We start from the raw sequence: 26614 nt of genomic DNA on the forward strand, positions 1-26614 counted from the left end.
CCATCGCGAGCAAGCTCGGCTCCTACAGTGGTTGAGGCGGTTTCAGCTGCGCAGATGGGTCAACGGCAATTCGGTACTGCTGAGCACCTGGTTCAGCACGAAACTCGAGCGCACGCTGGTGACGCCGTCGATCCGGGTCAGGTGGCCCAGCAGCAGTTTCTGGTAATGGTCCATGTCCGGCACCACCACCTTGAGCTGGTAGTCCGCGTCCATGCCGGTCACCAGGCTGCACTCGAGCACTTGCGGCAGGTTGCGAATCGCGGCTTCGAAGTTTTCGAAGCGTTCGGGGGTGTGACGGTCCATGCCTATCAGCACGTAGGCGGTCAGGCTCAGTCCGAGCATTTTGCGGTCGAGCAACGCGACCTGGCGGGTAATGTAGCCGTCGTCTTCCAACTGTTTGACCCGCCGCGAACAGGGCGAGGGTGACAGGCCGATGCGCTCGGCCAGTTCCTGATTGGAGATGCGCGCGTCGCGCTGCAATTCCGCCAGAATGCTCAGGTCGTAACGGTCGAGTTTGCTCATCGGTCGGGCCTTTATCTTGATAATTGCGTGGGATTATCTATCCGGGGGTAAAAATTGCGCAAGCGATGTTTAATTGAGCAATCTTCGCAATCATCTGTCGCCGGCCCAGGCCTATTCTTATCACCAAGATCACTGCTCGGACAAACAGTCCAATGCAGCCCGCCCAAGCAGGCCGGCTGCGGTCGCGGCACCCACCGGTGCCTGGTAGCCAGACAGGCCACTCATGACCCCCGAGCTGCACACTGTCCAGAAGACGGCGTGAGGTGAGCCGACGCCACAAGCGTCGAGCACGGACGAAGTTCTCAAGGGGAGGCCGACGGGTCTCCCTTTTTTAATGCCTGCGAAATAAGTGGCGCTGCTGATAATCTGGTGCAGAACCGGCCTGGGCTTTTCCCAGTCTTATCATCAGGCCCTGAACCGTTGTGAGGAATAACATGAAGTCGCGCATCTGGCGTCTGGCAGGTGTTGGTCTGTTGTGGGCAAGTGTCAGTGCGCAAGGGATGGCCGATGATCAGCAAAACCGTGGTGGCCCGGACGGCGGTCGTGACCACGACCAGCGCGGTGGCAACAGCCAGGGCCATGTTGAACAGCCCCGGCCCCGGAGCAACGAAATCATCCGCGGCGACAACAGCCGCCAGTTCGAACCCGGCGCCCAGCGCCAGGGTGGCCCATCCTATGACCGATCACCCCAGGATCCCAACGGTCATGGTCGTCCGCCGCAACAGCAGCAGCCGGGCAACAACCTGCCGATCCAGGGCCGGCCCGACAGCGTGACCCAGACTCGGGAGCCGCAACCGGGTTACTACCGCGATATCCCGCGCCGCAGCGACGGTTATCCGAGCAATCGGCCACGCCCCGAGCATGACAATCGTCCAGATCAGCACTGGGCCGGTCGCCCGGACGGGCATGGCAATGGTTGGGGGCCGGGGCCGCAATATCGTCCCGGTTATGTCATCGACCGCTTCCCGGATCGCAATTACCGTGTGCCCTATCGTGGCCAGGACTATTTCTTCTCGGGTGGCTATTGGTATCGCCCGCAAGGACCACGCTATGTCGTGGTGCAGCCGCCTCGGGGCATCCGCACCCGTTACCTGCCCGACTATGCCCGGGAAGTCTGGATCGGCAGCTCGCTGTTCTTCCTCGCCGCCGGTGCTTATTACATCTACGAAGCCAACACCCAGGACTACGTCGTGGTCGACGCCCCCGTCGCCAACCCGCAGCCACAACCCCAGGGCAACAGTTTCGATGTGGTGGCTTATCCGGCCAACGGTCAGTCTCCCGAGCAGGTCAACCAGGATGGCTACGAGTGCTATCGCTGGGCGGTGCAGCAGAGCGGCTTCGATCCGCGCAACTACACCTACCCGCCCGCGCCGGAAGTGGTACAGACCTACCGGCAGGCTCAGGGGAGTTGCTTGAGCAGCCGTGGGTATCAGGTGAGTTACTGAGGTTTGTTTGTTCAGTAAAAAAGACTGGGTGCTGAACGCCACAAACCTGTGGGAGCAAAGCTTGCTCGCGATTGGGTCAGTCAGTCGACAACAATGTTGGCTGATCGGCCGCTATCGCGAGCAAGCTTTACTCCCACAGAGGTGAAGCGCATCAGGCGCTGGCGGTTTTCACCACTTCCGACGGATCGGCGTGCACCAGCACTTCGGCCTTCGGATAGGCGCGGTGGATCGCATCGGCGGCCTGGTCGCTGAGGCCGTGGGCCACTGACAGGGTCAGCTCTCCAGGCAATTCCAGATGCAGTTGCACGAACCAGTGGTTGCCGGAAATCCGCGTGCGCAAGTCATGGGCACCCAGCACGCCGGGCACGGCACAGGCCAGTTCCAGCATGTGCTGGCTGACGTTGGGCGGCAGTTCTTCGTCCATCAACACGGCGAAACTTTCCCGGGCGATCTGGATGGCGCTCCAGAGAATGTAGACGGCGATGCCCAGGCCGAACCAGGCGTCGAGTTGATACCAGCCGAACCCGGCCAGCAGCAGTGCCACCAGGATGCTGCCGTTGAGCAACAGGTCGGAACGGTAATGCAGCGAGTCGGCGCGAACGGCGTTGGAGCCCGTGGCGCGGATGACCCGGTGTTGCAACGCCAGCAGCGCCAGGGTCAGGGCCAGGGAAAACACGATCACGCCGACACTGAGCCAGGGCGCCTCCACCGGGACCGGGTTTTTCAGGCGCTCGAACGCCTGCAGGGCAATCAACACAGCGCTGCCGCCAATGAACAGCGCCTGGGCCATGCCGGCCAGGGATTCGGCCTTGCCATGACCGTAGCGATGATCGGCGTCGGCGGGACGCAAGGCGTAATGCACCGCCAGCAGGTTGAGCAGCGAGGTGACGCCGTCCAAGGCCGAGTCGGTCAGGCCGGCGAGCATGCTCACCGAACCGCTCAGCCACCAGGCCAGTGCCTTGGCGATAATCAGGATCGACGCCACGGCCACCGAGGCGCGGGTGGCCAGGCGTAGCAGGCGAGCGTGTTCGGGAGTGGTGGTCATGGCGCGGTCGTTCCTTCAGTGGCGCCCGTCATGCGGCCGGTTTGAGTCCGAGAGCGGCCAGTTGCTGCGCGCTGCCCTTGTGCTGGATCAGCCGTGGATCGTCCAGGGGGAAGCTGCGGCCCAGTTCGCTTTCCAGAATGGCCTGCAATTTATGGTTGTCGACGCTGCCGTCAGGGTTGACGGCCTGCTTGAGCTTTTCTGGCGCGATCTGGGCGGTCTTGCCCGGCTCGAAGTAAATGGCGCCGGTGGCGAAGTCCACCGCGAACGCGATCAGGCCGGGAATGATGTAGAACAGCAGGCCGACGGCGTCGAGCGCGGCAATGGCCGGGTCGATCTTGCCGTCGATCTGGCCGCGACGGTCAGGGTAGAAGATCGAGCCGCAGGCGCTGACCTGGGTCAGCAGGGTGGCGACCAGGACACCACCGATCACGCGAAAGGGAATACGCATAACAATCTCCTGAGCAGGTAAGGGCGTTGTGGGTTTGAGTCCAGACCACGCCAAACAGTTCGCCGTTATACTCGGCCCTCTGTTTTGGAGCCAGCATGATTTCTTTGCCGATTGATGAAGTTTTACCAACCCTGCGTCAAGCCTTGGCATCACGCCATGAAGCTGTGCTCGAAGCACCGCCCGGTGCCGGTAAAACCACCCGCGTTCCTCTGGCCCTGTTGAACGAGCCGTGGCTGGCCGGACAGACCATCCTGATGCTCGAACCCCGACGCCTGGCGGCACGGGCGGCGGCGGAGCGATTGGCCAGTGAGTTGGGTGAAAAGGTCGGTGAAACCGTCGGCTACCGGATTCGTCTGGACAGCAAGGTTGGCCCAGGCACCCGTATTGAAGTGGTCACCGAAGGAATTCTCACCCGCCGCTTGCAGGACGACCCGTCATTGGAAGGTGTGGGGCTGCTGATTTTCGATGAATTCCACGAACGCAGTCTCGACGCCGACCTGGCCCTGGCCCTGAGCCTCAACGGCCGGGAGCTGTTTCGCGAAGACCAGCCGCTGAAGATTCTGTTGATGTCTGCGACCCTGGAAGGCGAGCGCCTGGCCGGATTGTTGGACGACGCGCCGATCCTGCGCAGTGAAGGGCGGATGTTCCCGGTGACCGTGCGCTGGGGCCGTCCGTTCCAGCCCGGTGAGTTCATCGAGCCGCGGTTGGTACAGACCGTACTCGAAGCCCTGCACGATGAAACCGGCAGCGTCTTGGTGTTTCTGCCCGGGCAGGCGGAGATCCGTCGTGTCCACCAGCAACTGGCCGATGCCCTGGGCGAGGGCGGTAATGTGCTGCTGTGTCCCCTGCACGGCGAATTGGACCTCGCGGCCCAACGTGCCGCCATTGACCCAGCGCCTGCTGGCCTGCGCAAAGTGGTGCTGGCGACCAACATCGCCGAAACCAGCCTGACCATCAACGGCGTCCGGGTGGTGGTCGATGCCGGGCTGGCCCGGGTTCCACGTTTCGACCCGGGCAGCGGCATGACTCGTCTCGACACCCAGCGCGTTTCCCGGGCCAGCGCTACTCAGCGGGCCGGTCGGGCCGGGCGATTGGAGCCGGGGGTGTGCTATCGGTTGTGGTCCGAAGATCAGCACGAACAACTGGCCGCCTATGGCAGCGCGGAGATCCTTTCGGCGGACCTGGCCGGGCTGGCCTTGCAACTGGGGCGCTGGGGCGTGACGCCGCAGCAATTGGTCTGGCTCGACGTGCCGCCCGGCGCCGCCTACGCCCAGGCCCAGGACTTGCTGCAGCGTCTGGGCGCGCTGGACGGCGAGCAACTGACTCGTCACGGCCAGGCCATGGCCGAACTGCCGGCCCACCCGCGTATCGCTCATTTATTGTTGCGCGGGCAGGCGCTGGGGCTGGCGGACATGGCCTGCAACGTCGCGGCGTTGTTGGGCGAACGGGACATTCTCAGGGGCGCCGGCGCGGATTTGCACAGTCGTCTGGCCTTGCTGTCCGGCGAAGAGCGGGCGGCGCGAGGTGCGCAAGGTGGCGTGACGCGGGCGCGGCAACTGGCCCGGCAGTATCGCGGCTATTTGCGGGGCAAGGCCGAAGAAGCGGTGGCCGATCCCGATCATCCGCGTTGGCTCGGGGCGCTGCTGGCGTTGGCCTACCCGGATCGGGTCGCGCAGCAGCGACGACCCGGCGGCGCGGAGTACCGCTTGGCCAACGGCCGTGCGGCGCTGTTTGCCGAGGCCGACAGCCTGATGAAGCAGCCGTGGCTGGTGATCGCCGATCTCGGCAGCCGCCAGGGCCAGCGTGAAGAGCGGATCTACCTGGCAACGGATTTCGACCCGGCGCTGTTCGATTCCGTACTGGCCGAGCAGGTGCACACGGTGGATCAACTGGACTGGGACGAGCGCGAAGGCGTGCTGCGGGCCGAGCGCCAGCGCAAGGTCGGCGAACTGGTGCTCAGCCGCGAACCGCTGACCGGCCTGGATGAGTCCGCCCGTAGCCAGGCCCTGGTGAACCTGGTGCGGCGCAAGGGCCTGGAGCTGTTGCCCTGGACGCCGGAACTGCGGCAATGGCAGGCGCGGGTGGCACTGCTGCGTCGACTGGACCTGGACGCCAAGGGCGAAAGCGAATGGCCCGACGTCAGCGACAAAGCGTTGCTCGGCAGTCTTGAACATTGGCTGATGCCGTATCTGGGCCGAGTCTCGCGCCTCAGCCATTTTGCCAACCTGGACCTGTCGAGCATCGTTCACAACCTGCTGCCCTGGCCGTTGCCGCAGCGGTTGGACGAGCAAGTACCCCATCACTTGAGCGTGCCCTCGGGTTCGTCGATCCGCCTGGACTACAGCGAATATCCGCCGATCCTGGCGGTGCGCTTGCAGGAACTGTTCGGCCTGGCCGAGACTCCGCGCATCGCCGGCGGACGCCAGGTGGTCAAGCTGCACCTGCTGTCACCGGCACGCCGGCCGGTGCAGGTGACCCAGGACCTGGCGAACTTCTGGCGCAGCACCTACGCCGAAGTGAAGAAGGACCTCAAGGGACGTTATCCCAAGCATTACTGGCCGGATGATCCGCTGGTGGCGGAGGCGACGGCGCGGGTCAAGCCGCGTAAGTGAACAGACGTTAATCCGAGTGGACCCGAACCCTGTGGGAGCCCGCTCGCGATGGCTATCTGTCAGTCACATCAAAACTGGCTGAGCACCCGCTATCGCGAGCAGGCTCGCTCCCACATGGGCTCCGGGCTGGCCGCACGATCGTTATTCACCGCAGGATTCCTGTGGGAGCGAGCCTGCTCGCGATAGCGGCCTATCAGTCGCATAGAAGTTGGCAGACACAGTGCATTCGCGGGCAGACTCGTTTCCACAGGTCTGCGGCTATGGCGTAACGGGCAGCAGGAACCGCGCAATCACCGGCAAGTGATCGGAGATGCGCAGCGTATCGTCCTGCCGCACCTGGGCCTCGACCCGTTTGATACGCGGGCTGTAGAACAGGTAGTCGACGGTGCGGTCCGGGCCGTTGAGGCCGGGGTCGTTCGGGTAGTGGGTCAGCCAGTGCGCACGGTCGATGCCGCTGGCCTCGTTGTTGGTGGGAATCATCGGGTACTTGTCCCACAGCAGGTGCAGCGGGCTGTCGGCGGAGTAGGGGGTGCGCTGTTCGGGCGGCAGGCGCAGGTACTGCCCCAGGGGCAGCAGGTTGAAGTCGCCGCCGATCAGCCAGGGCATGCCTCGGGATTCGAACTTGTCCAGGGCCTGGGCCACGGCAGTGACCTGCTTGGGCAGGGTTTCGTCCGGCTGCGTGGCCCGCTCCAGATGCGTGTTGAGCACGGCCAGTTGGCTGCCATCGCTCAGCGGCATGTAGCTCACCAGCAGGGCATTCTTCGGTTGGAACTGGCGGCTGATGAAGTTGGCCTCGGCCACCGGCAGTTGCACCCGTTCGGCATGATCGATGCGGTAGCGGCTCAGCGTTGCCAGTTGTCGACCGACGCTGCCGAAGATATGGGGGCTGGGTATGAAATCGGCCTTCCAGTCGAAGGCGCTGGTGCTGCAGGGGTAAAGGTCGGCGAGCCGCTCCTGCAATAACTTGAGCTGGTCCTGGTAGTCGCTGGCCTTGGCGCCGTTGTCCAGTTCCTGCAGCAGGACGATGCCGGGTTGTTCGTCACGGATGACCCGTGCCACTTCGTCGAGGCTGAAGGCCATGTCTTCCAGGGTCGGGCTTTCATCGTCGCCTTGGGCCAGGTCGTGCCAGAACACGTAGCGCTTGCCAGCCAGGAACTGGACGTTCCAGGTCATCACCTTGATCGCCTGACCGGGCATCAGCGGTGCGGCGCTGGCGGTACAACTGACCGGCAGTGCTTCCCGGGCATGTGGGCGCCAGGTCAGGCTATAGATCGACAGGGCGGCCAGGCAAAGCACCGACAACAGGCCCAGCAGGGTGTAGCGCAGTAGGCGGGTCATGGCTCGGGTTTTTCCCCGACCAGCATGAATATCCGGAACAGCACCACGCTGGTGAACAGTTGCAGGAAGCTGTGAACGCTGTCGATCAACAGGCCTAGCCAGGGGTTCTGGGGCGGTGGGTACACCGAGACGCTGGCGCCCTTGAGCAGCCACAGCGGGCCCATCACGCCCATGATGCACAACAGGATCCGCCAGAACTGGCCGCGACTCATGCGCAGGCTTTCCTTCATCGCCGCCAACGGCGCCAGGCCTCGGAGCACCAGCAGGTATTCGCTGAACGCCAGGGTCACCATCAGCCACAGGCCCGGCAGGATGTACAACGATATGCCCAGCAGGATCAGCAGCGTGTTGAGAGCGGTCAGCAGCGCGAAGCGCGGCCAGAGGGTGAGGGCCGCGGCGAGGAGGTCGCGAATGTGCGGCGATTCGCCTCGGCTACGGGCGTCGAGAAACAGGATCAGCGCAGCGGTGTACACCGGATACACCAGCAGCCCGACGATCACGCTATAGCCGGGAAAGCCATCCGGGCCGACGGCGCGGTCGACGGCTTGTTGCAGCACGGCCTCGAGTATCACCAGTGGCAGGCACAGCTGGGCGATCCGGCCCAGATGGCGCTTGAAGAAATACAAAGAGTCACGCAGCACGTCAAACGGATTCATGAGTCGGGATCGCAGGTCCAGAAGCGGTCCGACACTTTAACCGATCAGGCACCCGCACTAGCAAACGTAAACATCAGGTAAAGACCATTGAATCCTTCGCGGCAAGCCCCATTACTGGTGGGCACCGGTTCTGCGGAACCGGCTTGGTTTTCTACCCGGCAATCTGATGAGGTCGCCATGAACAGCGAAGAACAAACCCTGATCGATGGACTGTTTTCACGGCTGCAGCAGGCCGAAAAGGATTCAGGCCCGCGCGATGCCCAGGCCGAGGCGCGGATCAAGGAGCATCTGGCCAGCCAGCCCTCGGCCGGCTATTTCATGGCCCAGGCGATTCTGGTGCAAGAGGCGGCAATCAAGCGCCTCGACGAGCAGAACAGGCAACTGACCGAGCAAGTCCAGCAACTGCAGGCGGACCTGCAGAACGCCCGCAGCCAGCCTTCGGCACCCAGTGGGGGCGGTGGTTTCCTCTCGAGTATTTTCGGGGGCAGCAGTCGTGATTCGCGACCAGCCCCTGCTCCAAGCGCTCCGGCAACCGGCGGTGGCGGCTGGCGCGAGCCGGCGCGGCCATCCTTCAACAATGCCCCGGCTCAGCAGGGCTTCGGTGCGCCGCCAGCGGGCTATGGTGCCCCGCAACAACAAGCCCCGGCGGCGAGCAGCTTTCTGGGTGGCGCCCTGAAAACCGCAGCCGGCGTGGCCGGTGGCGTGATGCTGGCGCAAGGTATCAGCAGTCTGTTCCACAGCGGCCAGCAGCCCCAGGAGATCGTCGAGATCATCAAGGAAGAGCCGGCCCAACCGGTCAACGACGTGGGTAACAGCGGCGACAACGGTTGGGGCGACGACCAGCGCATGGCTGACAACGATCGCTACGGCAACGACCAGGGCGGTTTCAGCGACGCGGACTACAGCGACGACTCTTCATTCTTTGGCGACGACGATTCTTTCGTCTGACCTGCCATTCGTCCGGGGTGCCCACGCGCCTCGGACCGATTATTCGCGGAATCCTCCTTCGGGCTGGCATACTGGGCGCCTTTTCGGGCCTGGTGGCCATATCGGCCACCAATGCCTGACCCAGAGCCTGCGCGCTTGTGCATTCAAGAGGAACCGCGGTGAAGAAAATCGCAGTGTTCGCCGATGTTCAGAACCTCTATTACACCGTGCGCCAGGCCTATGGATGTCACTTCAACTACGCCGCCCTGTGGGCCGACGTCAGCAAACAAGGGCAGATCGTCGAGGCCTACGCCTATGCGATCGATCGCGGTGACAGCAAGCAGCAGCAATTCCAGCAGATCCTGCGCAACCTGGGTTTCACCGTGAAGCTCAAGCCCTATATCCAGCGCAGCGATGGCTCGGCCAAGGGCGATTGGGACGTGGGCATCACGCTGGACATCATGGACGCCGCCGACCATGTCGACGAGATAGTGCTGGCCTCGGGTGACGGCGACTTCGACATGCTGCTCGAACGCATCATCAGCAAGCACGGTGTGCAGGCGGTGGCGTACGGCGTGCCGGGGCTGACGGCCAACTCGCTGATCCGCGCCGCCAGCCGCTATGTGCCCATCGAAGGCGCGCTGTTGCTCAAGAATTGATCGTTACGGAGTTCAGACAGGTTTGGAACGCATCGCAGTCATCGACTTTGAAACCACCGGAATCACCCCGAGCAGCAGTTGCCGAGCCACGGAAATCGCCGTGGTGATACTCGAGCAAGGCCGGATCGTCGACCGCTACCAGAGCCTGATGAATGCTGGCGTGCGGGTGCCGGCGTTCATCGAGCAACTGACCGGCATCAGCAATGCCATGCTGCGCAGCGCGCCGTCGGCCGAGCGGGTGATGAACGAGGTCAACGAGTTCGTCGGCATCACGCCGTTGCTGGCACATAACGCCGCGTTCGACCAGAAGTTCTGGGACTTTGAACTGGGGCGGATCAAGCGCACCCGCTTGCAGAATTTTGCCTGTTCGCTGCTGCTTGCCCGACGCCTGATGCCCGCCGCGCCGAACCACAAGCTCGGCACCCTCAACGCCTTTGCCGGCCTGCCCCATACCGGCCAGGCCCACCGGGCCATGGCCGACGCCGAAATGGCCGCCAACCTCACCGCGCACCTGGCGTCGGAACTGCGACACAAGCATGGGCTGCGGGAGCTGTCCCACGATCTGTTGTGCAGCTTGCAGAAGGTCCCGGCGGCGAAGATCAATGAGCATCTCAAGCGTCATCGCGGGTTCTGAGATCACCGCCATCCAAATGTGGGAGCGAGCCCGCTCGCGATGGCGGTGTGTCAGCCACTGCAAATATTGACTGACCTGGCGCTATCGCGAGCAGGCTCGCTCTCACAGGGGATTGATGGTGGACGCGGGGATCGGATCAACCCGAATAACTGTGGGAGCGAGCCCGCTCGCGATGGCGGCGGCAAAGATAAAACAGTTGCTCCCACAGGGTTTGATCGGTGTTGGGCGATTTACTTGCCGTTGCTTTCCAACTGCCCCAACGGCACGCGCTTTTCAATGGCACTGGACAGCACGATCGAGGTCTTGCTGAAGCCGAATTTGGCGATCCGGTTGATCAGCTCTTCCAGCTCCGGCATCGAGCCGACCGCCGCTTGCATGATCACGCAGGGGTCGACGGTCACCCGGTGGCATTCGGTCAATTGGGGAATCTTGCACAAGTCGTCGTAGACCTTCTGGTTGCCGTGCTGGTTCATCCGCAATTCGATCACGCACTGTACCGGCAGACCGATCTTGGCCATGTCGACCTTGGCCTGGTAGCCGGTAATGATCCCGCTGGCCTCCAGCTTGCTGACCCGCTCGGCCACGGCCGGGGCCGAGAGGTTCACTTTGCGGGCCAGTTCGGCGTAGGACGCACGACCATTTTCCAACAGGGCGCTGAGCAGCATGCGGTCGTATTTATCCACGGTCTGGCTTCCAAGTGACGTGACTTTCGAAAGCACGGTTTATAGCGCTGATCTCCGTGGTTTGAAAAGTGTATGGGTGGGATAAACAGGTTTTGTAGCTTATTTTCCGCTCGTCGCCTTTCTAGAATAACGCCTCTCATTGTCCTGACTTCGAGCTGACCATGCCTGGCCCACGCCGTTTTCCACTGCCGCTGATCGCTGCCTTCTTTGCGTTGTACATCATCTGGGGTTCGACTTACCTGGTGATTCGCATCGGTGTGGAGCATTGGCCGCCGCTGTTGCTGGCCGGGATTCGCTTCGTGCTGGCCGGCTCGCTCATGTATGGCTTCCTGCGTTGGCGCGGGGCGCCGGCGCCGACCTGGGCGCAGTGGAAGGCCGGGGCCATCATCGGCGTGCTACTGCTCAGTTTCGGCAATGGCGCGGTCAGCGTCGCCGAGCATACCGGTGTGGCCTCCGGGGTGGCGGCGTTGGCCGTGGCGACGGTGCCTTTGTTTACCCTGCTTTGCGGGTATTTCTGGGGCGCACGTAATACGCGCCTGGAATGGGCGGGCATTGTGCTGGGGCTGATCGGCATCGCGATGCTCAACCTGGGTTCCAACCTGCAATCCAGTCCGCTGGGAGCCACCTTGCTGGTGTTCGCGGCGGCGTCGTGGGCCTTCGGGTCGGTGTTGAGCAAGCATCTGCCGTTGCCGGCGGGGGCGATGGCCAGCGCCGTGGAAATGCTGGTGGGTGGCGTGGTGCTGTTGATCGGCAGCTTCGCCAGTGGCGAACACCTGGAGCGCATCCCACCGTTCGAAGGCTGGTTCGCGCTGGCCTACCTGACCTTCTTCGGTTCGATCATCGCCTTCAACGCCTACATGTATCTGCTCAAGCATGTACGGCCAGCGGCGGCCACCAGTTATGCCTATGTCAACCCGGCGGTGGCGGTGCTGCTGGGGATCGTGTTTGCCGGCGAAAGCATCGGCGTCGAAGAGTCCCTGGCGATGCTGGTGATCATCAGCGCCGTGGTGTTGATCGGGCTGCCCCAGTGGCGCAAGCCCAAGCCTGCGCCGGTTGAATCCTGAATTAAGGTAAACTGCCGCGCATTGCACACCCTGCGCTGATTTTTCCTACGGTACTTCCATGACTTTCGCCACCCTTGGCCTGATCGAACCCTTGCTGCGCGCCCTCGAGACGCTCGGCTACCAGACCCCGACCCCGGTGCAGGCCCAGGCCATGCCGGCGGTGCTGGCCGGTCGCGACCTGATGGCCGCGGCCCAGACCGGCACCGGCAAGACCGCCGGTTTCGCGGTGCCGCTGTTGCAGTTGCTGACCACCGAAGGGCCGAAAGTGGCCGCGAACTCGGTACGGGCGCTGATCCTGGTGCCGACCCGTGAACTGGCCGAGCAGGTCCATGAAAGCGTGCGCCAGTACGCGCAGAACCTGCCGTTGAGCACCTACGCCGTGTACGGTGGCGTCAGCATCAACCCGCAGATGATGAAGCTGCGCAAGGGCGTGGACCTGCTGGTCGCCACGCCGGGGCGCTTGCTCGATCTGTTCCGGCAGAACGCGCTGAAGTTCAACCAGTTGCAGACCCTGGTGCTGGACGAAGCCGACCGCATGCTGGACCTGGGCTTCTCCGAGGAACTGGCGAATATCTACAAGGCGCTGCCGAAGAAACGCCAGACGCTGCTGTTCTCGGCGACCTTTTCCGACGCCATCCGTTTGCTGGCCGGGCAGATGCTCAACGATCCCCTGAGCATCGAAGTGAGCCCGCGCAACGTCGCCGCCAACACCGTCAAGCAATGGGTGGTGACGGTGGACAAGAAGCGCAAGCCGGAATTGTTCGTGCACCTGATGCGCAAGAACAAGTGGAAGCAGGTACTGGTGTTCGCCAAGACCCGCAACGGCGTCGATGCGCTGGTGGAAAAACTCCAGGGCCTGGGCGTTAACGCCGATGGCATCCACGGCGATAAACCCCAGGCCACCCGCCAGCGTGCGCTGGACCGTTTCAAGCTCGGTGAAGTCCAGATTCTGGTGGCTACCGACGTCGCCGCCCGTGGGCTGGATATCGAGGACCTGCCGCTGGTGGTGAATTTCGATTTGCCGATCGTCGCCCAAGACTATATCCATCGCATCGGCCGTACTGGCCGGGCGGGCGCCACGGGGCAAGCGATTTCCCTGGTGTGCGCCGATGAAGTGAACCTGCTGTCAGCCATCGAGATGTTGACCCGCCAGACCTTGACTCGCCAGATGGAACAGGATTTCGAGCCTGAGCACCGGGTGCCGGATACCGACGCCAGTGGCCAAGTGATCAAGAAACCGAAAAAGCCGAAGAAGCCAAAGACGTCGGGCGGTGGCGGCAAGCGCAACCTGGGCAAGTGGGTGGACAGCGGGGACTCGGCACCGGTGGAGCCTTCGGTCAAGCCGGTGCGCAAAGTACCGGTGTTCAATACCGGGCCGCGTAAACGCAAGCCTTGATCATTCCCACGCAGAGCGTGGGAATGATCACTGCCTTAAGAACTCCAGCATCCCCAACCCCGCCGCTCGCCCACTGGCGAAGCACGCCGTCAGCAGATAACCGCCGGTCGGTGCTTCCCAGTCGAGCATTTCCCCTGCGCAGAACACGCCGGGTATCCGCTTGAGCATCAGGCTTTCATTCACGGCTTCGAATGTCACGCCACCGGCGCTGCTGATGGCTTCGTCCAGGGGACGGGTTTTCACCAGGGTGATGGGCAGTGCCTTGATGGCCTGGGCCAGGCGCGCAGGGTCGGCGAAGCCATCGGCCGGTGTGAGTTCGCGTAACAACGCCGCCTTGACCCCATCGATCCCCAACTGGCTGTGCAGGTGCTTGGCCATCGAGCGTGAACCGCGCGGCTTGCTCAAGGCCTGGAGAACTTTATCCACAGGCCGACCCGGCAGCAGGTCCAGATGGATCGTCGCGCTGCCATGGCGATTTATGGCCTCGCGAATCGGTGCCGACAGGGCATAGATCAGGCTACCTTCGATACCGGTGGCGGTGATCACACATTCGCCGAGACGGGGGACGTCGTCGTTCAGGCCGATGGCGATGTTTTTCAGCGGGGCGCCAGCAAACCTGCTGACCATCAGATCGCTCCAGGCCTGCACGTCGAAGCCGCAGTTGCTGGGTTGCAACGGTGCAAGGGCGACACCGCGCTGTTCCAATGCCAGCATCCAGGCGCCGTCGGAGCCCAGGCGCGACCAACTGCCGCCGCCCAGTGCCAGCAGCGTGGCGTCGGGCTGGAGCGTCTTTTCACCTTCCGGGCCGGCTATTCGCAAACTATTGTCGGGGTTCCAGCCGAGCCAGCGATGGCGGGTGTGGATTGCCACTCCAGCATCGCGCAGGCGCTTGAGCCAGGCACGCAGCAGCGGGGCGGCTTTCATGTCGGTGGGGAACACCCGCCCGGAACTGCCGACAAAGGTGTCGATGCCCAGCCCGTGGATCCAGCTGCACAGCTCATCCGCCCCGAAGGCCCGTAGCAGCGGGGCGATATTCGCGGCGTTCTCGGCGTAGCGGGACAGAAATGCCGGGAAGGCTTCCGAGTGGGTGATATTCATACCGCCGACGCCGGCCAGCAGAAACTTCCTGCCCACCGAGGGCATGCCGTCGTACAGGTCGACCTGAATGCCAGCCTGGCTCAACACCTCGGCCGCCATCAAGCCGGCAGGGCCGCCGCCGATGATGGCGACGTGGGGAGTGGAGGGCTTGGAAGCTTGGGTCATGGTGTGGACTGCAGAGATGGGAATAAGCGCGGCATTCTATCAGCACGAAAATCCTGTGGGAGCGAGCCTGCTCGCGATTGCGGTGGATCAGCGACATCAATGTTGGAGGGGGGACCGCTATCGCGAGCAGGCTCGCTGCCACAGGGGATGAGGGTGTTGCTGAAATGTGCTCAAAAAACAACCAGTCCTCTGCAAGCTATACCCGGTATAGCGTGTAGGCCGTTTCGCTCAGGTTATCCACAGGCCGCTCCACAGGCATTGTGGGTAACGCACCCAGGTTTCAATGACACCCTGATGACGTCCAGACCTTTTGTGCGCTGTGATGCAGGATCCCGTGGCGTCGGGCCAGGGCCCTGCGGTCCTTGCTGTAGCCGCCGCCGATCACCCCGACCACCGGGATGTCACGCCCGAGACAATGGCGCATGACGCTCTCGTCCCGGGCGGCGAGCCCCTCGTCTGTCAGCTTCAGGTAACCGAGGGCGTCGTCCTTGTGGACATCGACACCGGCGTCGTACAGCACCAGGTCCGGCTGGTAGAGCGGCAACAGGTAGTTGAGGGCATCGTCCACCACCTGCAGGTACGCCGAGTCTTCCATGCCCATCGGCAGCGGAATGTCCCAGTCGCTCTGGGCCTTGCGGGCGGGAAAATTCTTTTCGCAGTGCAAGGAAACTGTCACCGCGTCCGGGGTGTCATGGAGTATTCGCGCGGTACCGTCGCCCTGATGCACGTCGCAGTCGAAAATCAGCACCCGCGAAACACGGCCACTGGCGAGGAAATAGCGGCTGATCACCGCCAGGTCGTTGAAAATGCAGAACCCGGCAGGGTGGTCGTAGTGGGCATGGTGGGTGCCTCCGGCCAGATGACAGGCCAGCCCGTGTTCGAGGGCCTGCTCGGCCGCCAGCAGCGAACCGCCCACGGCCCGTACCGTTCGCCGGGCCAGGGCTTCGCTCCAGGGCAGGCCGAGCCGCCGTTGGTCTTCGCGGGACAACTCGCCGCTCATGTAGCGTTCGATATAGCTGCGGTCGTGGGCCAGGGCGAGGATCTCGGACGGGCACAGCGACGGGCGCAACAGGTCCGCGTCACGGGTCAGCCCGCTGTCCACCAGGTGGTCGCGCAGCAGGCGGAACTTGTCCATGGGGAAACGGTGTTCCGCCGGGAATTCGGGACTGTAGTCTTCGTGATAGATAAGCGGCAGCGGCATGGTGTTTTCAGCAGTGATTGAATGACCGATCCTACCAGCGATGTAGACTCTAGTGGCCTGTGTGGCTAATTCGTGTACTCAAATTAACCTTACGGGCCAATGGGCAAGGAAGGGGAGTAAAGATGGAGCCGATACTGGAACTGGAAAGTGCGCGACTGCTCATGCGGCAGTGGCACGACGAAGATTTGCCGGCGTTTGCGGCCATGTCTGCCGATCCGCAGGTGATGCGTTATTTCCCGGCCCCCCTGAGCCGCCTTGAAAGTGCCGCGCTGATCGGGCGCGTGCGCGGGCATTTTGCCGAACATGGTTTTGGCTTGTGGGCGCTGGAGCGCAAGGACACCGGTGCCTTTATCGGTTTTACCGGACTGGGCGTGGTGGGGTTCGACGCGCACTTCACGCCGGCAGTCGAGATCGGCTGGCGCCTGGCCCGGGAGCATTGGGGCCTGGGTTATGCCAGCGAAGCCGCCTGGACGGCGTTGCGCTGTGGGTTTGACCGCCTGGGCCTGGACGAAGTGGTGGCATTCACCTCGACCGATAACCTGCCGTCGCAAAAGGTCATGCAGGCGATCGGCATGCACCATGACCCGGTTGACGATTTCGAACATCCAAGACTCGCGGTCGGCCATCCATTGCGTCACCATGTGCTCTATCGCATCAACCGCGAGCAGTGGTTGCAGACCCTGCACGGTTAACCGACACGGACGTCTACACTGCCCGCCAGAATGGGCAACAATTGATCCACCGTCGCGGCGCAGACTGCGCGGTGTGCTGTGTGAGGAAGTCTGAATGAGCCACGTGTTGGAAGATCTGGTCGACCTGCTGACCCTGGAACCGATCGAAGAAAATCTGTTTCGCGGCCGCAGCCAGGACCTGGGGTTCCGCCAATTGTTCGGCGGTCAAGTGCTGGGCCAGTCGTTGTCGGCGGCCAGCCAGACGGTGGAAGAGGCGCGCCATGTGCATTCGATGCACGGCTATTTCCTGCGTCCGGGCGACGCGGCGTTGCCGGTGGTCTACCAGGTGGACCGGGTACGTGACGGCGGCAGCTTCAGCACCCGCCGGGTGACGGCGATCCAGAAAGGCCATCCGATCTTCACTTGCAGTGCGTCGTTCCAGTACGACGAGCAGGGTTTCGAGCACCAGAGCAGCATGCCCCAGGTGGTCGGGCCGGAAAACCTGCCCTCCGAACTGGAACTGACCCAGCAGCGGGCGCACCTGTTGCCCGAGCACATGCGGGAAAAACTGTTGTGCCCCAAGCCGATCGAGGTGCGCCCGGTCACGGAAAAAGACCCGTACAACCCGCAGCCGGCCGATCCGATCAAATACGTGTGGTTCCGCGCCGATGGCGCCCTGGCGGATTCGCCGGCGTTGCATAAATACCTGTTGGCCTACGCATCGGACTTCGGTCTGCTGACCACGTCGATGCTGCCCCATGGCAAGTCGGTCTGGCAGAAGGACATGCAGGTCGCCAGCCTCGACCACGCCTTGTGGTTCCACGCCGACCTGCGTGCCGACGACTGGTTGCTCTATGCCATGGACAGCCCTTGGGCCGGCAATTCCCGCGGATTTTCCCGTGGCAGCGTGTTCAACCGCGCCGGGCAACTGGTGGCCTCGGTGACCCAGGAAGGCCTGATCCGGCATCGCAAGGACTGGGCATGAGCCTGGTGGATGTACGGCACTGGGTCTTCGACATGGATGGCACGCTGACCGTCGCCGTGCATGATTTCGCGGCGATCCGCGTGGCCCTGGCGATTCCGGCCGAAGACGACATCCTGACCCATCTGGCGGCCTTGCCGGCGGATGAAGCCGCCGCCAAGCATGCCTGGCTGCTGGAGCACGAGCGGGACCTGGCGCTGGGCTCCAGGCCGGCGCCGGGCGCTGTCGAGCTGGTACGTGACTTGGCCGGGCGTGGCTACCGCCTGGGAATCCTGACCCGCAACGCCAGGGAACTGGCCCATGTGACACTCGAGGCCATTGGCCTGGCCGATTGTTTCGCCGTGGAGGACGTGCTGGGGCGTGACGAAGCACCGCCCAAGCCGCACCCGGGTGGCCTGTTGAAACTGGCCGAGGCCTGGAACGTGGCGCCAGCGGACATGGTCATGGTCGGCGATTACCGCTTCGACCTGGACTGCGGCCGTGCGGCGGGTACGCGGACCGTGCTGGTGAACCTGCCGGACAATCCATGGCCGGAGTTGACGGATTGGCATGCCCGGGATTGTGGCGAGTTGCGGCGGATGATTTCGGTTTGAGAGGCAGGTCGGCAGGTCAACCGCTATCGCGAGCAGGCTCGCTCCCACAATGGGGCTTCTGTGGACGCTGATGATGTAATCGACACCGTCCCCTGTGGGAGCGAGCCTGCTCGCGATGAGGCCTTTACTGCCCAAACAAGGCCTTCAGCCCCTCCGCCGAATTGAACATCCCAGCCCCATCATGCCCCACGCCGGGCACCTCGATCAGCCGTTGGTTCAGCCCCTCGGGGTGACGTCGGGTCAGGTAGTCGAAGAAGAAATGCCCGCGCAGCAACCGATACGGCCCCTGGGTCTGCGCCTCACAGCTTTTATCCAGCGCCGGGTGCTCCGGGTCGACGTCCTGTTGCCCGAGCAGGTAAGTGATGTCGCGCTTGATGTAGTTGTCCTCCAGTTGGGCGGCTGTTTGCCCGGCGGCATAGGCGGGAAGGTTGAGCAAACCGTATTTCCAGCGATTGAAAGCGGGGCAACCAGCAGGGTCGAAGGCCATGGGCCGCTGTGCATCGAAGTAGGCATAGGAGGACGGGTTGGCGATGACGAAGCGCGGGGCGATCCGGTACTGCCCATGGGCGAGCAGGGCATAGCGCTGAACCACCTGGGCGCCGCCGGAATGACCGGCGATGACGATTTCCTTCACGTCGGGAAACTGCTGCCGGTCGCTGACCCGCGCAACGATGTCGTCGAGAACCTGGTAGGAACTGACCGGACTCGGTCCTGTGGATAAGCCGCCGGCCATCCAGTCGTTGCCTTGCCAGCGCAACAGCTCATTGGGGAGCTGATGACGGGCGACGTCCTGCTCGTTGAGAAACTGCGGAGCGATGATCAACGTGGTGGCCAGTTGTCCGGCCTGGCTGGCGGCTTTCTCGGCGCTGTGCAGGTAGGTGTCGGCATTGCGCAGCCGCCCATGGAGGATGATCAGCACACGTTGGATAGACGTCGGGGGCGGGCTTACCCCGACCACCATGCTGCCGCCCTTGAGTTGTAACCGCCCCTGCGCCACCGTGTTCACAACGTGTTCGTCAGCCTGGGCGAAGAGGCTGCACAGCACCAGTGCGATCGATGCGGCCCATTTCATCTACAGGTTTTTCGCCGCAAAAGTGTCGCATTGGCTCACTTGGCCTTGGGCGAACCCGGCCTTGAACCAGCGCACCCGTTGCGCTGAGGTGCCGTGGGTAAAGGAGTCCGGCACCACGCGCCCCTGGCCTTGTTGCTGCAAGCGATCGTCACCGATGGCGTTGGCGGCGTTCAAGGCTTCTTCAACATCTCCGGGCTCCAGCCAGTTCAGGCGCTTCTGTGCATGGTTGGCCCAGACGCCGGCCAGGCAATCGGCCTGCAATTCCTGACGCACCAGCAGCCCGCCGTCGCCTTCCATCTGCCGGCCTTGCTGGCGAGCCTCCTGGATTTTCGCCGACACACCGAGCAACGTCTGTACATGGTGGCCGACTTCATGGGCGATGACATAGGCCTGGGCGAAGTCCCCGGCGGCGGAGAAGCGTTGGGACATCTCCTTGAAGAAACTCATGTCCAGGTAGACCTGCCGATCCGCCGGGCAATAGAACGGCCCGGTGGCCGACGAGGCGAGGCCGCACGCCGAGTTGACCCGACCGCTGAACAGCACCAGTTTGGGTTGCTGATATTGGCGTCCGGCCTGCTGGAAGACCTGGCCCCAGGTGTCTTCGGTATCACCGAGGATCGAACGCACGAACTCGGCCTGTTCATCGTTGGCCGGTGGCGCCTGGCGAGTTTGAGAGGAGGTCGGTGCGGACTGATCCATCTGCCCGGCCAGTTGCCCGAGGATCTGCATCGGATCCTGGCCGGTGATCCAGCCGATGCCGACGATCAGGAGAATGGCCGTCAGGCTCAGTCCCTTGCCCCCGCCAAAGCGCATCCCACCACCGCCGCCATCACCATCGCCACGGGCGTCCACCACGTTGTCACTGCGGCGACCTTTTTTCCATAGCATGTGAGAGTCCTCTGATTGACCGTGTGGACAGTGTTGCCGTTGCTTCGGAATGCCGCCAGTTTACTAGCAGTTTTCTGACATAAGCACCCGGTAGGAGCGAGCCTGCTCGCGATTGCGATCAATCAGCTTGCATCAAGCCTGAATGTACCATCGCCATCGCGAGCAGGCTCGCTCCCACAAAAGACAATATCAGCCGATGAATGTGTACTTGGTTCCAGAATCTGCATTAGACTTTCAATATTCTGGAATCGATAACCTTGCATCGGGGTACCATGGCTGGAAGTCAAATTGAGCGGGTTTTCGATGTGCTGGAAAGTCTCGCCAGCGAACCTCGCGGCTGGCCACTTCAAGGGCTGGCCGAACAACTGCAGATTCCCAAGAGCGCCACTCACCGCTTGCTCGCTGAACTGACGCGCCTGGGCTACGTGCGCCAGAACCCCGAGAACCTGCGTTATCACGTGTCAACCCGGCTGATCGCCTTGGGGTTTCGCTATCTCTCGCGCAGTGGTGCCGACATCGTGCAGCCGGTGCTGGACCGTCTGGCCCGGGAAACGGGTGAGCTGGTGCGCCTGGGGGTCATCGAAGGGGAACGCCAGACCTGGATCGCCAAGTCCCAAGGGGCGCGGTCCGGTTTGCGCTACGACCCGGACATGGGGCGCGAGACGCCGCTGTTCTACACGGCGTCGGGCCATGCCTGGCTGGCGTGCATGAGCGATGCCGAGGCGCTGGCGCTGGTCGAGCGCCAGGCTGCGCAGGTGCCCGCCGACGTAGGGCCAAACGCGCCCCACAGCACCCATGAACTGCTCGAGTACCTGCGTGCGGCCCGCGAGCAGGGGTATGCCTGTGTCGAGGAGAGCTCGGCGGTCGGCACTTCGGCCATCGCCGCCGTGGTGCGGCATCCGCTGGACAGTCGGATCGTCGGCGTACTCAGCGTTGCCGGGCCCAGCGCGCGGATGACGCGGGTGCGGTTGCATGAGTTGGCCCCGACCTTGCTGGTGTTTGCCGAGGAATTGTCGCAAGCGAGCCAGGCGTCGGAGCTGTTCAGCTGACACTCGCAGATATTGGCCCTACCAACCAGGATCACCCCATGACCGTCAGCACCCCGCTTTCCGGTGTCAATCAGGCCTTAAAGGGCATCCTGCTGATTGTCTTCGCGACGTTCCTGTTTTCCAGCCATGACGCCTTGTCGAAGTACCTCTCGGGCTTCTATCCGATCATCATGGTGGTGTGGGCCCGTTATGTGGTGCATACCCTGCTGATGGCGGGCATCTTCCTGCCGCGCTCGGGGTTGCGGGTGCTGCGCACGAAACGTCCGTTGTGGCAGTTGGCGCGGGCGTTGTGTCTGCTGGGCACCAGCCTGTTTTTCACCACGTCGCTGCTGTACATCCCGTTGGCCGAGGCGACGGCGGTCAACTTCCTGGCCCCGGTGCTGGTCACGGCGCTGTCGGTGCCGCTGCTGGGCGAGCGGGTGACGCGCGGTCAATGGGTGGCGGTGATCTTCGGCTTCATCGGGGTGCTGATCATCGTCCATCCTGGCGGAGACCTGTTCACACCGGCCGTGCTGTTGCCATTCTGCTCGGCGCTGTTCTTCTGTTTCTATCAGTTGCTCACTCGCAAGCTCAGCGAAGTCGACAGCCCTACCACCAGCAACTTCTTCGCCGGCCTGTGCAACACATTGGTGATGAGCGCACTGGTGCCGTTCTTCTGGCAGGTGCCGAGTCTGTTGCATGGGGCGATGATGCTGGCGCTGGGGGCCTGTGGGATGACGGCGCACCTGATGCTGACCCAGGCCTTCCGCGTTGCCGCCCCGGCACTGCTGGCGCCCTTCAGCTACTGCCAGATCGTCTTTGCCGGCTTGCTGGGTTGGCTGTTGTTCAGCCACACGCCGACGCTGACCACGGTGCTGGGTATTGTGCTGATCTGTCTCAGTGGATTGGCCGCGGCGTGGCAGCAGCGGCGCAGATGACACGGACCTGTGGCGAAGGAGTCTTGTGGGAGCAAAGCTTGCTCGCGATGAGCGGAAACACGATCTGTAAATCGAGGTGCCTTCGTCGCGAGCAAGCTTTCTCCCACAGGCTTTGCTCCCACTGATTTCTCTGGGATCTCTCTTCACTGCATGAATCAGTTTTCCAGCGTCGGAATCTTGCGCGGTGCCATGAAGTACAGCCAGATCAGGGCCGTGAAGTACATCGCCGGAATCAAGGTGAACAACACGGTGTAGTTGTTATTGGTCACTGTCAGGATGTGCCCTACCAATTGGGTCATGAACATCCCGCCGATGGCCGCGCACATGCCGCCGAAGCCGAACACCGTGCTCATCATGTGCTTGGGTGTGTAGTCCATCACCAGGCTCCAGATATTGGCCGTCCAGGCCTGGTGCGCGCCGATGGCCAGGGAAATGGCGAACACCGCCATCCACAGGTTGCTGGCGCCGGCGGCCATGATCACGCCGACGATGCAGCAGGCGAACAGCAGCATGGAGACCAGTCGTGCCTTGATCGGATTCAGCCCGCGACCGATCAGGAACGAAGAGAGGATGCCGCCACCCACGCTGCCGAAGTCGGCGGTGAGGTAGATGATGATCAGCGGGATACCCATCTGGGTCACGTTGATGCCCAGGCTGTATTGCTGGTTCAGGAACGGTGGCAGCCAGTAGAGGTAGAACCAGAACACCGGCGCCGTGATCGAGTAGGCCAGGGCGAACGCCCAGGTGCCGCGCATGCGCAGGATGCGGGAGAAGGGCACACGGGCTTGTTCCGGTTCGCTCTCACGTTGGATGTAGTCCAGTTCCGACTGTTTGACGCTGGGGTGGTCTTCCGGATTGAAGTACTTCAGGCCCCAGAACAGCAACCAGATCCCGCCCAATGCCGCCATGCACAGGAATGCAGCCTGCCAGCCCCACACTTGCAGGATCAGTGGCAGCAGCATGGGCGTGAACATGGCGCCGACGTTGGTCCCGGCGTTGAAGATACCGGTGGCCACGGCTCGTTCGCCCGCCGGGAACCACAGCCGGGTGGTCTTCACACAGGCGGGGTAGTTGGCGGCTTCGGTGAGGCCCAGGATGAAGCGGCAGACCATGAAGCCCGCCGCGGAAGTGGCCAGGCCATGGGCGCCGGTCGCCAGGCTCCAGAGCAGCACGGCGAAAAAGAACACGCGCTTGACGCCGATCCGGTCGATCAACCGGCCCTGCAGTATGAAGCCGACCGCATAACCAACCTGGAACCAGAAGTTGATGTTGGCGTAATCCATCGCCGTCCAGCTCATTTCCTTGGCCAGAATGGGTTGCATCACGCCCAGGGCAGCGCGGTCGATGTAGTTCAGCGTGGTGGCGAAAAACACCAGTGCGAGCATGCCCCAACGGGTCTTGCCCACAGCCAGGGCGCCGCGGATCTTGTCACCGACGCCGCCGGTCGTGACACCCATGCCTGGGCTCAGGGAGGAACTTTGGGAAGGATTCATAGGGTGTACCCGTTTTTGAAATTCTTATGGGGTGGTCGGGGTTTCATCCATTGATGCCGGGGTTTTGGCCCGGCATCAATGTGGAGCTGATGGTGCGCAGTGGACGAAAAGTCGTCAATTCGTACCAGGGCATTTTGTTCGATAATCGCCCAAAAAACTAACCGGATGGTACATATTAAATTGCTGAAAGGCGTTGGCGCCTCAATAATCTGTCCACTCTTTCAAAAAGCGGCGAACCTTCTGTAGCCGATGCCTGTCCCGGGAGCCGAACCCATGCAGCGTTCCATTGCCACCGTATCCTTGAGCGGTACTCTGCCGGAAAAACTCGAAGCCATTGCCGCCGCCGGTTTCGACGGGGTGGAAATCTTCGAGAACGACCTGCTCTATTACGACGGCAGCCCTCGGGAAATCCGGCAGATGTGCGCTGACCTGGGCATCGCGATCACGCTGTTCCAGCCGTTTCGTGACTTCGAAGGTTGTCGCCGTGATCGCCTGGCCCGCAACCTGGAGCGCGCCGAGCGCAAATTCGACCTGATGCAGGAACTCGGCACCGACCTGGTGCTGGTGTGCAGCAACGCCTCGGCCGACAGCCTGGGGGACGAGCGGATTCTGGTGGAGGACCTGCGACAGCTGGCCGAGCGGGCCGGCGCGCGGGGCTTGCGCATCGGTTACGAGGCGCTGGCCTGGGGGCGGCACGTGAACACTTATCAACAGGTCTGGAACATTGTGCGCCAGGCCGACCACCCTAGCCTGGGCGTCTTGCTCGACAGCTTCCATACCTTGTCCCTCAAGGGCGATCCGAGTGCCATTGCCGAGATCCCTGGCGAGAAGATTTTCTTCGTGCAGATGGCCGATGCGCCGATCCTGGCGATGGACGTGCTGGAGTGGAGCCGGCATTTCCGTTGTTTCCCGGGACAGGGGGAATTCGACCTGCCGGGCTTCCTGGCACCGATCATCAAGAGTGGCTATACCGGGCCGCTGTCGCTGGAAATCTTCAACGACGGTTTCCGCGCCGCGCCGCCACGGGCCAATGCCGCCGATGGTCTGCGTTCGTTGCTGTACCTGGAGGAGAAGACCCGCCAGCGCCTGGCCGCGGAAGCCGCGCCGGTGGCCAATCTCGATACATTGTTTGCCCCGCCATCGGCCAGCGAATACGACGGCATCGAGTTTCTTGAATTCGCTGTGGACGATAACCTCGGCGCCAAGCTGTCCCACTGGCTGGAACGGTTGGGATTCGTCAAGGCCGGCCAGCATCGTTCCAAGAATGTCAGCCTGCTGCGCCAGGGCGATATCAACCTGATCCTCAACTGCGAGCCGTACTCCTTTGCCCACAGTTTCTTCGAAGCCCATGGACCGTCGCTGTGCGCCACCGCCGTGCGGGTAAAAGACAGTGCCAGCGCCCTGAAGCGGGCCGTGGATTACAAGGGGCAGCCCTATCGCGGCCTGGTGGGGCCCAACGAATTGGAATTGGCGGCGGTGCGCGCACCGGACGGCAGCCTGATCTACCTGGTGGACCAGGAGGCGGACGTCTACGGAACGGATTTCAACCTGCAACCGGGTGCGGTCATCGGGGCCGGGCTCAAGCGTATCGACCATATGGCAATGGCGCTGCCGGCCGACAGCCTCGACAGTTGGGTGCTGTTCTACAAGAGCCTGCTGGATTTCGAAGCCGATGATGAAGTGGTGTTGCCCGACCCTTATGGGCTGGTGAAGAGCCGGGCCCTGCGCAGTCGCTGCAGTTCGATCCGCTTGCCCCTGAACATTTCCGAAAACCGCAACACCGCGATCTCTCACGCGCTATCGAGCTATCGCGGTTCCGGCGTGCATCACATCGCCTTCGACTGCGATGACATCTTCGCCCAGGTCAGCCGCGCCAAGGAGGCCGGCGTGCCGTTGCTGGATATTCCGCTCAACTATTACGACGACCTGGCGGCACGCTTCGATTTCGACGATGAGTTTCTCAGCGAACTGGCGTATTTCAATGTGTTGTACGACCGCGACGCACAGGGCGGTGAGCTGTTTCATGTCTACACTGAACCGTTCGAGGGGCGATTTTTCTTTGAAATCATCCAGCGCAAGGGCGGCTATGCCGGGTATGGCGCGGCCAACGTCGCGGTGCGACTGGCGGCCATGGCCAAGTCCCGCAGCGGTGGCTTGCGGCACGCCAAGTTGTAGGGAAATCGTAACGCGGCAGTAAAACGGTAATCCTGTGCCTTCCTTCACTGCACGGGCCAGCCCATAATCGCCAGCTTGTGCAGTGATGGCCGTGAGCCCGCAATGACTATGAATCCAGAACTGTCCGACGCCCTCGACGAGCCTCTCGTCGCGCCGCGCAAGAGTCGCAAGAACAACCCGGAGAAGACCCGGGAAAACATTCTTCAGGAAGCCATCGTCGAGTTTGTCCAGCAGGGCCTGGCCGGCGCCCGGGTCGATGCCATCGCTGAACGTATCCACACGTCCAAGCGGATGATCTACTACTACTTCAACAGCAAGGAGCAGTTGTACATCGAGGTGCTGGAAAAACTCTACGGTGATATCCGCAGCACCGAGAGCCGCCTGCACCTGGCGGAGTTGGCTCCGGTCGACGCAATCCGACGCCTGGTGGAGTTCACCTTCGACCACCACGACCGCAATGTGGATTTCGTGCGCATCGTCTCTATTGAGAACATCCACAACGCCGAATACGTCAAGCAATCAGGCGTGATCAAGGCGATGAACAGCAGCATCCTCGACGCTCTGGACCTGATCCTGCGTCGCGGCGCCGAAGAAGGCGTGTTCCGCGCTGGCCTCGAACCCCAGGATGTGCATTTGCTGATCAGTTCGTTCTGTTTTCACCGCGTGTCCAACCGTCACACCTTCGGCGAGATTTTCCAGATCGATCTGGCGGACGAGGCGATCAAGCAGCGTCATCGCCAGATGATTTGCGAGTCGGTGTTGCGGTATCTGCAAGCCTGAGTGCAAACCCTTGTGGGAGCGAGCCTGCTCGCGATAGCGGTGTGTCAGTCGAAATATAAGTGACTGACACACCGCTATCGCGAGCAGGCTCGCTCCCACAG

Annotated in this window: 25 protein-coding genes; 14 read left to right on the forward strand and 11 right to left on the reverse strand. The window is 62.7% G+C overall.

Annotation, left to right across the window (positions count from 1 at the left end):
- Window positions 1–42 precede the first annotated feature (42 nt).
- Complete coding sequence (locus ACODTO_RS09665; protein WP_024780290.1) at window positions 43–522, reverse strand: Lrp/AsnC family transcriptional regulator; 480 nt, start codon at window positions 520–522, stop codon at window positions 43–45.
- 434 nt (window positions 523–956) lie between these two features.
- On the opposite strand from ACODTO_RS09665, the gene ACODTO_RS09670 reads away from it, so the two are divergent.
- Window positions 957–1967, forward strand: a complete 1011-nt coding sequence (locus ACODTO_RS09670) for a DUF6515 family protein (RefSeq protein ID WP_489106346.1) — start codon at window positions 957–959, stop codon at window positions 1965–1967.
- A gap of 151 nt (window positions 1968–2118) precedes the next feature.
- On the opposite strand, the gene ACODTO_RS09675 is transcribed toward ACODTO_RS09670, so the two are convergent.
- Together ACODTO_RS09675 and ACODTO_RS09680 are read right to left on the reverse strand one after the other, a co-directional pair.
- Complete coding sequence (locus ACODTO_RS09675) at window positions 2119–3012, reverse strand: cation diffusion facilitator family transporter (RefSeq protein WP_139649250.1); 894 nt, start codon at window positions 3010–3012, stop codon at window positions 2119–2121.
- A 28-nt stretch (window positions 3013–3040) separates the two neighbouring features.
- A complete protein-coding gene (locus tag ACODTO_RS09680) occupies window positions 3041–3460 on the reverse strand; it encodes a hypothetical protein (RefSeq protein ID WP_024780293.1) in 420 nt (139 codons plus the stop codon).
- Window positions 3461–3555: 95 nt separating this feature from the next.
- Here ACODTO_RS09680 and hrpB point away from each other — a divergent pair, with 95 nt between their 5' ends.
- A complete protein-coding gene (gene hrpB / locus ACODTO_RS09685; protein ID WP_489106347.1) occupies window positions 3556–6072 on the forward strand; it encodes an ATP-dependent helicase HrpB in 2517 nt (838 codons plus the stop codon).
- A 258-nt stretch (window positions 6073–6330) separates the two neighbouring features.
- Here the strand turns inward: hrpB and ACODTO_RS09690 are convergent, their stop codons facing one another.
- On the reverse strand, window positions 6331–7410 hold the full coding sequence (locus ACODTO_RS09690) for an endonuclease/exonuclease/phosphatase family protein (protein ID WP_489106348.1): 1080 nt from the start codon (window positions 7408–7410) through the stop codon (window positions 6331–6333).
- Window positions 7407–8066 carry a hypothetical protein gene (locus ACODTO_RS09695; RefSeq protein WP_139649255.1) on the reverse strand — a complete coding sequence of 220 codons (660 nt, stop codon included), beginning with the start codon at window positions 8064–8066 and terminating at the stop codon, window positions 7407–7409. The genes ACODTO_RS09690 and ACODTO_RS09695 overlap by 4 nt, the downstream gene beginning before the upstream one ends.
- Window positions 8067–8243: 177 nt before the next feature.
- Here ACODTO_RS09695 and ACODTO_RS09700 point away from each other — a divergent pair, with 177 nt between their 5' ends.
- The 3 genes from ACODTO_RS09700 (at window position 8244) to ACODTO_RS09710 (ending at window position 10286) form a co-directional block, all read left to right on the forward strand.
- On the forward strand, window positions 8244–9014 hold the full coding sequence (locus tag ACODTO_RS09700; RefSeq protein WP_139649257.1) for a DUF2076 domain-containing protein: 771 nt from the start codon (window positions 8244–8246) through the stop codon (window positions 9012–9014).
- A 158-nt stretch (window positions 9015–9172) separates the two neighbouring features.
- Window positions 9173–9652, forward strand: a complete 480-nt coding sequence (locus tag ACODTO_RS09705) for a LabA-like NYN domain-containing protein (RefSeq protein ID WP_139649259.1) — start codon at window positions 9173–9175, stop codon at window positions 9650–9652.
- Between the two features lie 22 nt (window positions 9653–9674).
- Window positions 9675–10286 carry a 3'-5' exonuclease gene (locus ACODTO_RS09710; RefSeq protein ID WP_024780299.1) on the forward strand — a complete coding sequence of 204 codons (612 nt, stop codon included), beginning with the start codon at window positions 9675–9677 and terminating at the stop codon, window positions 10284–10286.
- 230 nt (window positions 10287–10516) lie between these two features.
- On the opposite strand, the gene ACODTO_RS09715 is transcribed toward ACODTO_RS09710, so the two are convergent.
- The gene (locus tag ACODTO_RS09715; protein WP_489106349.1) at window positions 10517–10969 is read right to left on the reverse strand and encodes an Lrp/AsnC family transcriptional regulator; all 453 of its coding nucleotides are present in this window, start codon (window positions 10967–10969) and stop codon (window positions 10517–10519) included.
- Window positions 10970–11130: 161 nt separating this feature from the next.
- Between ACODTO_RS09715 and yedA the strand changes: the two genes are divergently transcribed.
- The gene (gene yedA / locus ACODTO_RS09720; RefSeq protein WP_041023058.1) at window positions 11131–12033 is read left to right on the forward strand and encodes a drug/metabolite exporter YedA; all 903 of its coding nucleotides are present in this window, start codon (window positions 11131–11133) and stop codon (window positions 12031–12033) included.
- Between the two features lie 58 nt (window positions 12034–12091).
- Complete coding sequence (gene rhlE1 / locus ACODTO_RS09725; RefSeq protein WP_489106350.1) at window positions 12092–13429, forward strand: RNA helicase RhlE1; 1338 nt, start codon at window positions 12092–12094, stop codon at window positions 13427–13429.
- Between the two features lie 27 nt (window positions 13430–13456).
- Here rhlE1 and ACODTO_RS09730 read toward each other — a convergent pair whose 3' ends face one another.
- Window positions 13457–14692, reverse strand: a complete 1236-nt coding sequence (locus tag ACODTO_RS09730; protein WP_139649264.1) for a TIGR03862 family flavoprotein — start codon at window positions 14690–14692, stop codon at window positions 13457–13459.
- Between the two features lie 280 nt (window positions 14693–14972).
- A complete protein-coding gene (locus tag ACODTO_RS09735; RefSeq protein WP_139649266.1) occupies window positions 14973–15893 on the reverse strand; it encodes a histone deacetylase family protein in 921 nt (306 codons plus the stop codon).
- 122 nt (window positions 15894–16015) lie between these two features.
- On the opposite strand from ACODTO_RS09735, the gene ACODTO_RS09740 reads away from it, so the two are divergent.
- From ACODTO_RS09740 to ACODTO_RS09750, 3 genes are all read left to right on the forward strand, one after another.
- Window positions 16016–16585: a GNAT family N-acetyltransferase gene (locus ACODTO_RS09740; protein WP_139649268.1), complete on the forward strand. Its 570-nt coding sequence runs from the start codon at window positions 16016–16018 to the stop codon at window positions 16583–16585.
- Window positions 16586–16679: 94 nt separating this feature from the next.
- Complete coding sequence (tesB, locus tag ACODTO_RS09745) at window positions 16680–17549, forward strand: acyl-CoA thioesterase II (RefSeq protein WP_175363875.1); 870 nt, start codon at window positions 16680–16682, stop codon at window positions 17547–17549.
- On the forward strand, window positions 17546–18139 hold the full coding sequence (locus ACODTO_RS09750; RefSeq protein ID WP_139649272.1) for an HAD family hydrolase: 594 nt from the start codon (window positions 17546–17548) through the stop codon (window positions 18137–18139). The genes tesB and ACODTO_RS09750 overlap by 4 nt, the downstream gene beginning before the upstream one ends.
- 124 nt (window positions 18140–18263) lie before the next feature.
- On the opposite strand, the gene ACODTO_RS09755 is transcribed toward ACODTO_RS09750, so the two are convergent.
- Window positions 18264–19211: an alpha/beta fold hydrolase gene (locus ACODTO_RS09755; RefSeq protein ID WP_489106351.1), complete on the reverse strand. Its 948-nt coding sequence runs from the start codon at window positions 19209–19211 to the stop codon at window positions 18264–18266.
- A complete protein-coding gene (gene ypfJ, locus ACODTO_RS09760; RefSeq protein ID WP_139649276.1) occupies window positions 19212–20099 on the reverse strand; it encodes a KPN_02809 family neutral zinc metallopeptidase in 888 nt (295 codons plus the stop codon).
- Between the two features lie 272 nt (window positions 20100–20371).
- Here ypfJ and ACODTO_RS09765 point away from each other — a divergent pair, with 272 nt between their 5' ends.
- Window positions 20372–21148 (forward strand): IclR family transcriptional regulator, encoded by a 777-nt coding sequence (locus ACODTO_RS09765; protein ID WP_175363873.1) that lies wholly within the window; start codon window positions 20372–20374, stop codon window positions 21146–21148.
- Between the two features lie 38 nt (window positions 21149–21186).
- Window positions 21187–22065, forward strand: a complete 879-nt coding sequence (locus tag ACODTO_RS09770) for a DMT family transporter (protein ID WP_139649280.1) — start codon at window positions 21187–21189, stop codon at window positions 22063–22065.
- Window positions 22066–22220: 155 nt separating this feature from the next.
- On the opposite strand, the gene ACODTO_RS09775 is transcribed toward ACODTO_RS09770, so the two are convergent.
- Window positions 22221–23558, reverse strand: a complete 1338-nt coding sequence (locus tag ACODTO_RS09775) for an MFS transporter (RefSeq protein WP_139649282.1) — start codon at window positions 23556–23558, stop codon at window positions 22221–22223.
- Window positions 23559–23831: 273 nt separating this feature from the next.
- Between ACODTO_RS09775 and quiC the strand changes: the two genes are divergently transcribed.
- On the forward strand, window positions 23832–25733 hold the full coding sequence (quiC, locus tag ACODTO_RS09780) for a 3-dehydroshikimate dehydratase QuiC (RefSeq protein ID WP_139649284.1): 1902 nt from the start codon (window positions 23832–23834) through the stop codon (window positions 25731–25733).
- A gap of 102 nt (window positions 25734–25835) precedes the next feature.
- On the forward strand, window positions 25836–26513 hold the full coding sequence (locus ACODTO_RS09785; protein ID WP_139649286.1) for a TetR/AcrR family transcriptional regulator: 678 nt from the start codon (window positions 25836–25838) through the stop codon (window positions 26511–26513).
- Window positions 26514–26614 lie beyond the last annotated feature (101 nt).

This window comes from Pseudomonas sp. FG13 (genome assembly GCF_057809755.1).

Coding starts and splice junctions, on each gene's coding strand:
- ACODTO_RS09770 (WP_139649280.1), top strand. CDS start 21,187: ATGACCGTCAGCACCCCGCTTTCCGGTGTCAATCAGGCCTTAAAGGGC.
- ACODTO_RS09785 (WP_139649286.1), top strand. CDS start 25,836: ATGACTATGAATCCAGAACTGTCCGACGCCCTCGACGAGCCTCTCGTC.
- ACODTO_RS09775 (WP_139649282.1), bottom strand. CDS start 23,558: ATGAATCCTTCCCAAAGTTCCTCCCTGAGCCCAGGCATGGGTGTCACG.
- ACODTO_RS09765 (WP_175363873.1), top strand. CDS start 20,372: ATGGCTGGAAGTCAAATTGAGCGGGTTTTCGATGTGCTGGAAAGTCTC.
- ACODTO_RS09680 (WP_024780293.1), bottom strand. CDS start 3,460: ATGCGTATTCCCTTTCGCGTGATCGGTGGTGTCCTGGTCGCCACCCTG.
- ACODTO_RS09690 (WP_489106348.1), bottom strand. CDS start 7,410: ATGACCCGCCTACTGCGCTACACCCTGCTGGGCCTGTTGTCGGTGCTT.
- hrpB (WP_489106347.1), top strand. CDS start 3,556: ATGATTTCTTTGCCGATTGATGAAGTTTTACCAACCCTGCGTCAAGCC.
- tesB (WP_175363875.1), top strand. CDS start 16,680: ATGAGCCACGTGTTGGAAGATCTGGTCGACCTGCTGACCCTGGAACCG.
- quiC (WP_139649284.1), top strand. CDS start 23,832: ATGCAGCGTTCCATTGCCACCGTATCCTTGAGCGGTACTCTGCCGGAA.
- ACODTO_RS09670 (WP_489106346.1), top strand. CDS start 957: ATGAAGTCGCGCATCTGGCGTCTGGCAGGTGTTGGTCTGTTGTGGGCA.
- ACODTO_RS09665 (WP_024780290.1), bottom strand. CDS start 522: ATGAGCAAACTCGACCGTTACGACCTGAGCATTCTGGCGGAATTGCAG.
- ACODTO_RS09695 (WP_139649255.1), bottom strand. CDS start 8,066: ATGAATCCGTTTGACGTGCTGCGTGACTCTTTGTATTTCTTCAAGCGC.
- ACODTO_RS09730 (WP_139649264.1), bottom strand. CDS start 14,692: ATGACCCAAGCTTCCAAGCCCTCCACTCCCCACGTCGCCATCATCGGC.
- ACODTO_RS09675 (WP_139649250.1), bottom strand. CDS start 3,012: ATGACCACCACTCCCGAACACGCTCGCCTGCTACGCCTGGCCACCCGC.
- ACODTO_RS09750 (WP_139649272.1), top strand. CDS start 17,546: ATGAGCCTGGTGGATGTACGGCACTGGGTCTTCGACATGGATGGCACG.
- yedA (WP_041023058.1), top strand. CDS start 11,131: ATGCCTGGCCCACGCCGTTTTCCACTGCCGCTGATCGCTGCCTTCTTT.
- ACODTO_RS09700 (WP_139649257.1), top strand. CDS start 8,244: ATGAACAGCGAAGAACAAACCCTGATCGATGGACTGTTTTCACGGCTG.
- ACODTO_RS09740 (WP_139649268.1), top strand. CDS start 16,016: ATGGAGCCGATACTGGAACTGGAAAGTGCGCGACTGCTCATGCGGCAG.
- rhlE1 (WP_489106350.1), top strand. CDS start 12,092: ATGACTTTCGCCACCCTTGGCCTGATCGAACCCTTGCTGCGCGCCCTC.
- ypfJ (WP_139649276.1), bottom strand. CDS start 20,099: ATGCTATGGAAAAAAGGTCGCCGCAGTGACAACGTGGTGGACGCCCGT.
- ACODTO_RS09735 (WP_139649266.1), bottom strand. CDS start 15,893: ATGCCGCTGCCGCTTATCTATCACGAAGACTACAGTCCCGAATTCCCG.
- ACODTO_RS09755 (WP_489106351.1), bottom strand. CDS start 19,211: ATGAAATGGGCCGCATCGATCGCACTGGTGCTGTGCAGCCTCTTCGCC.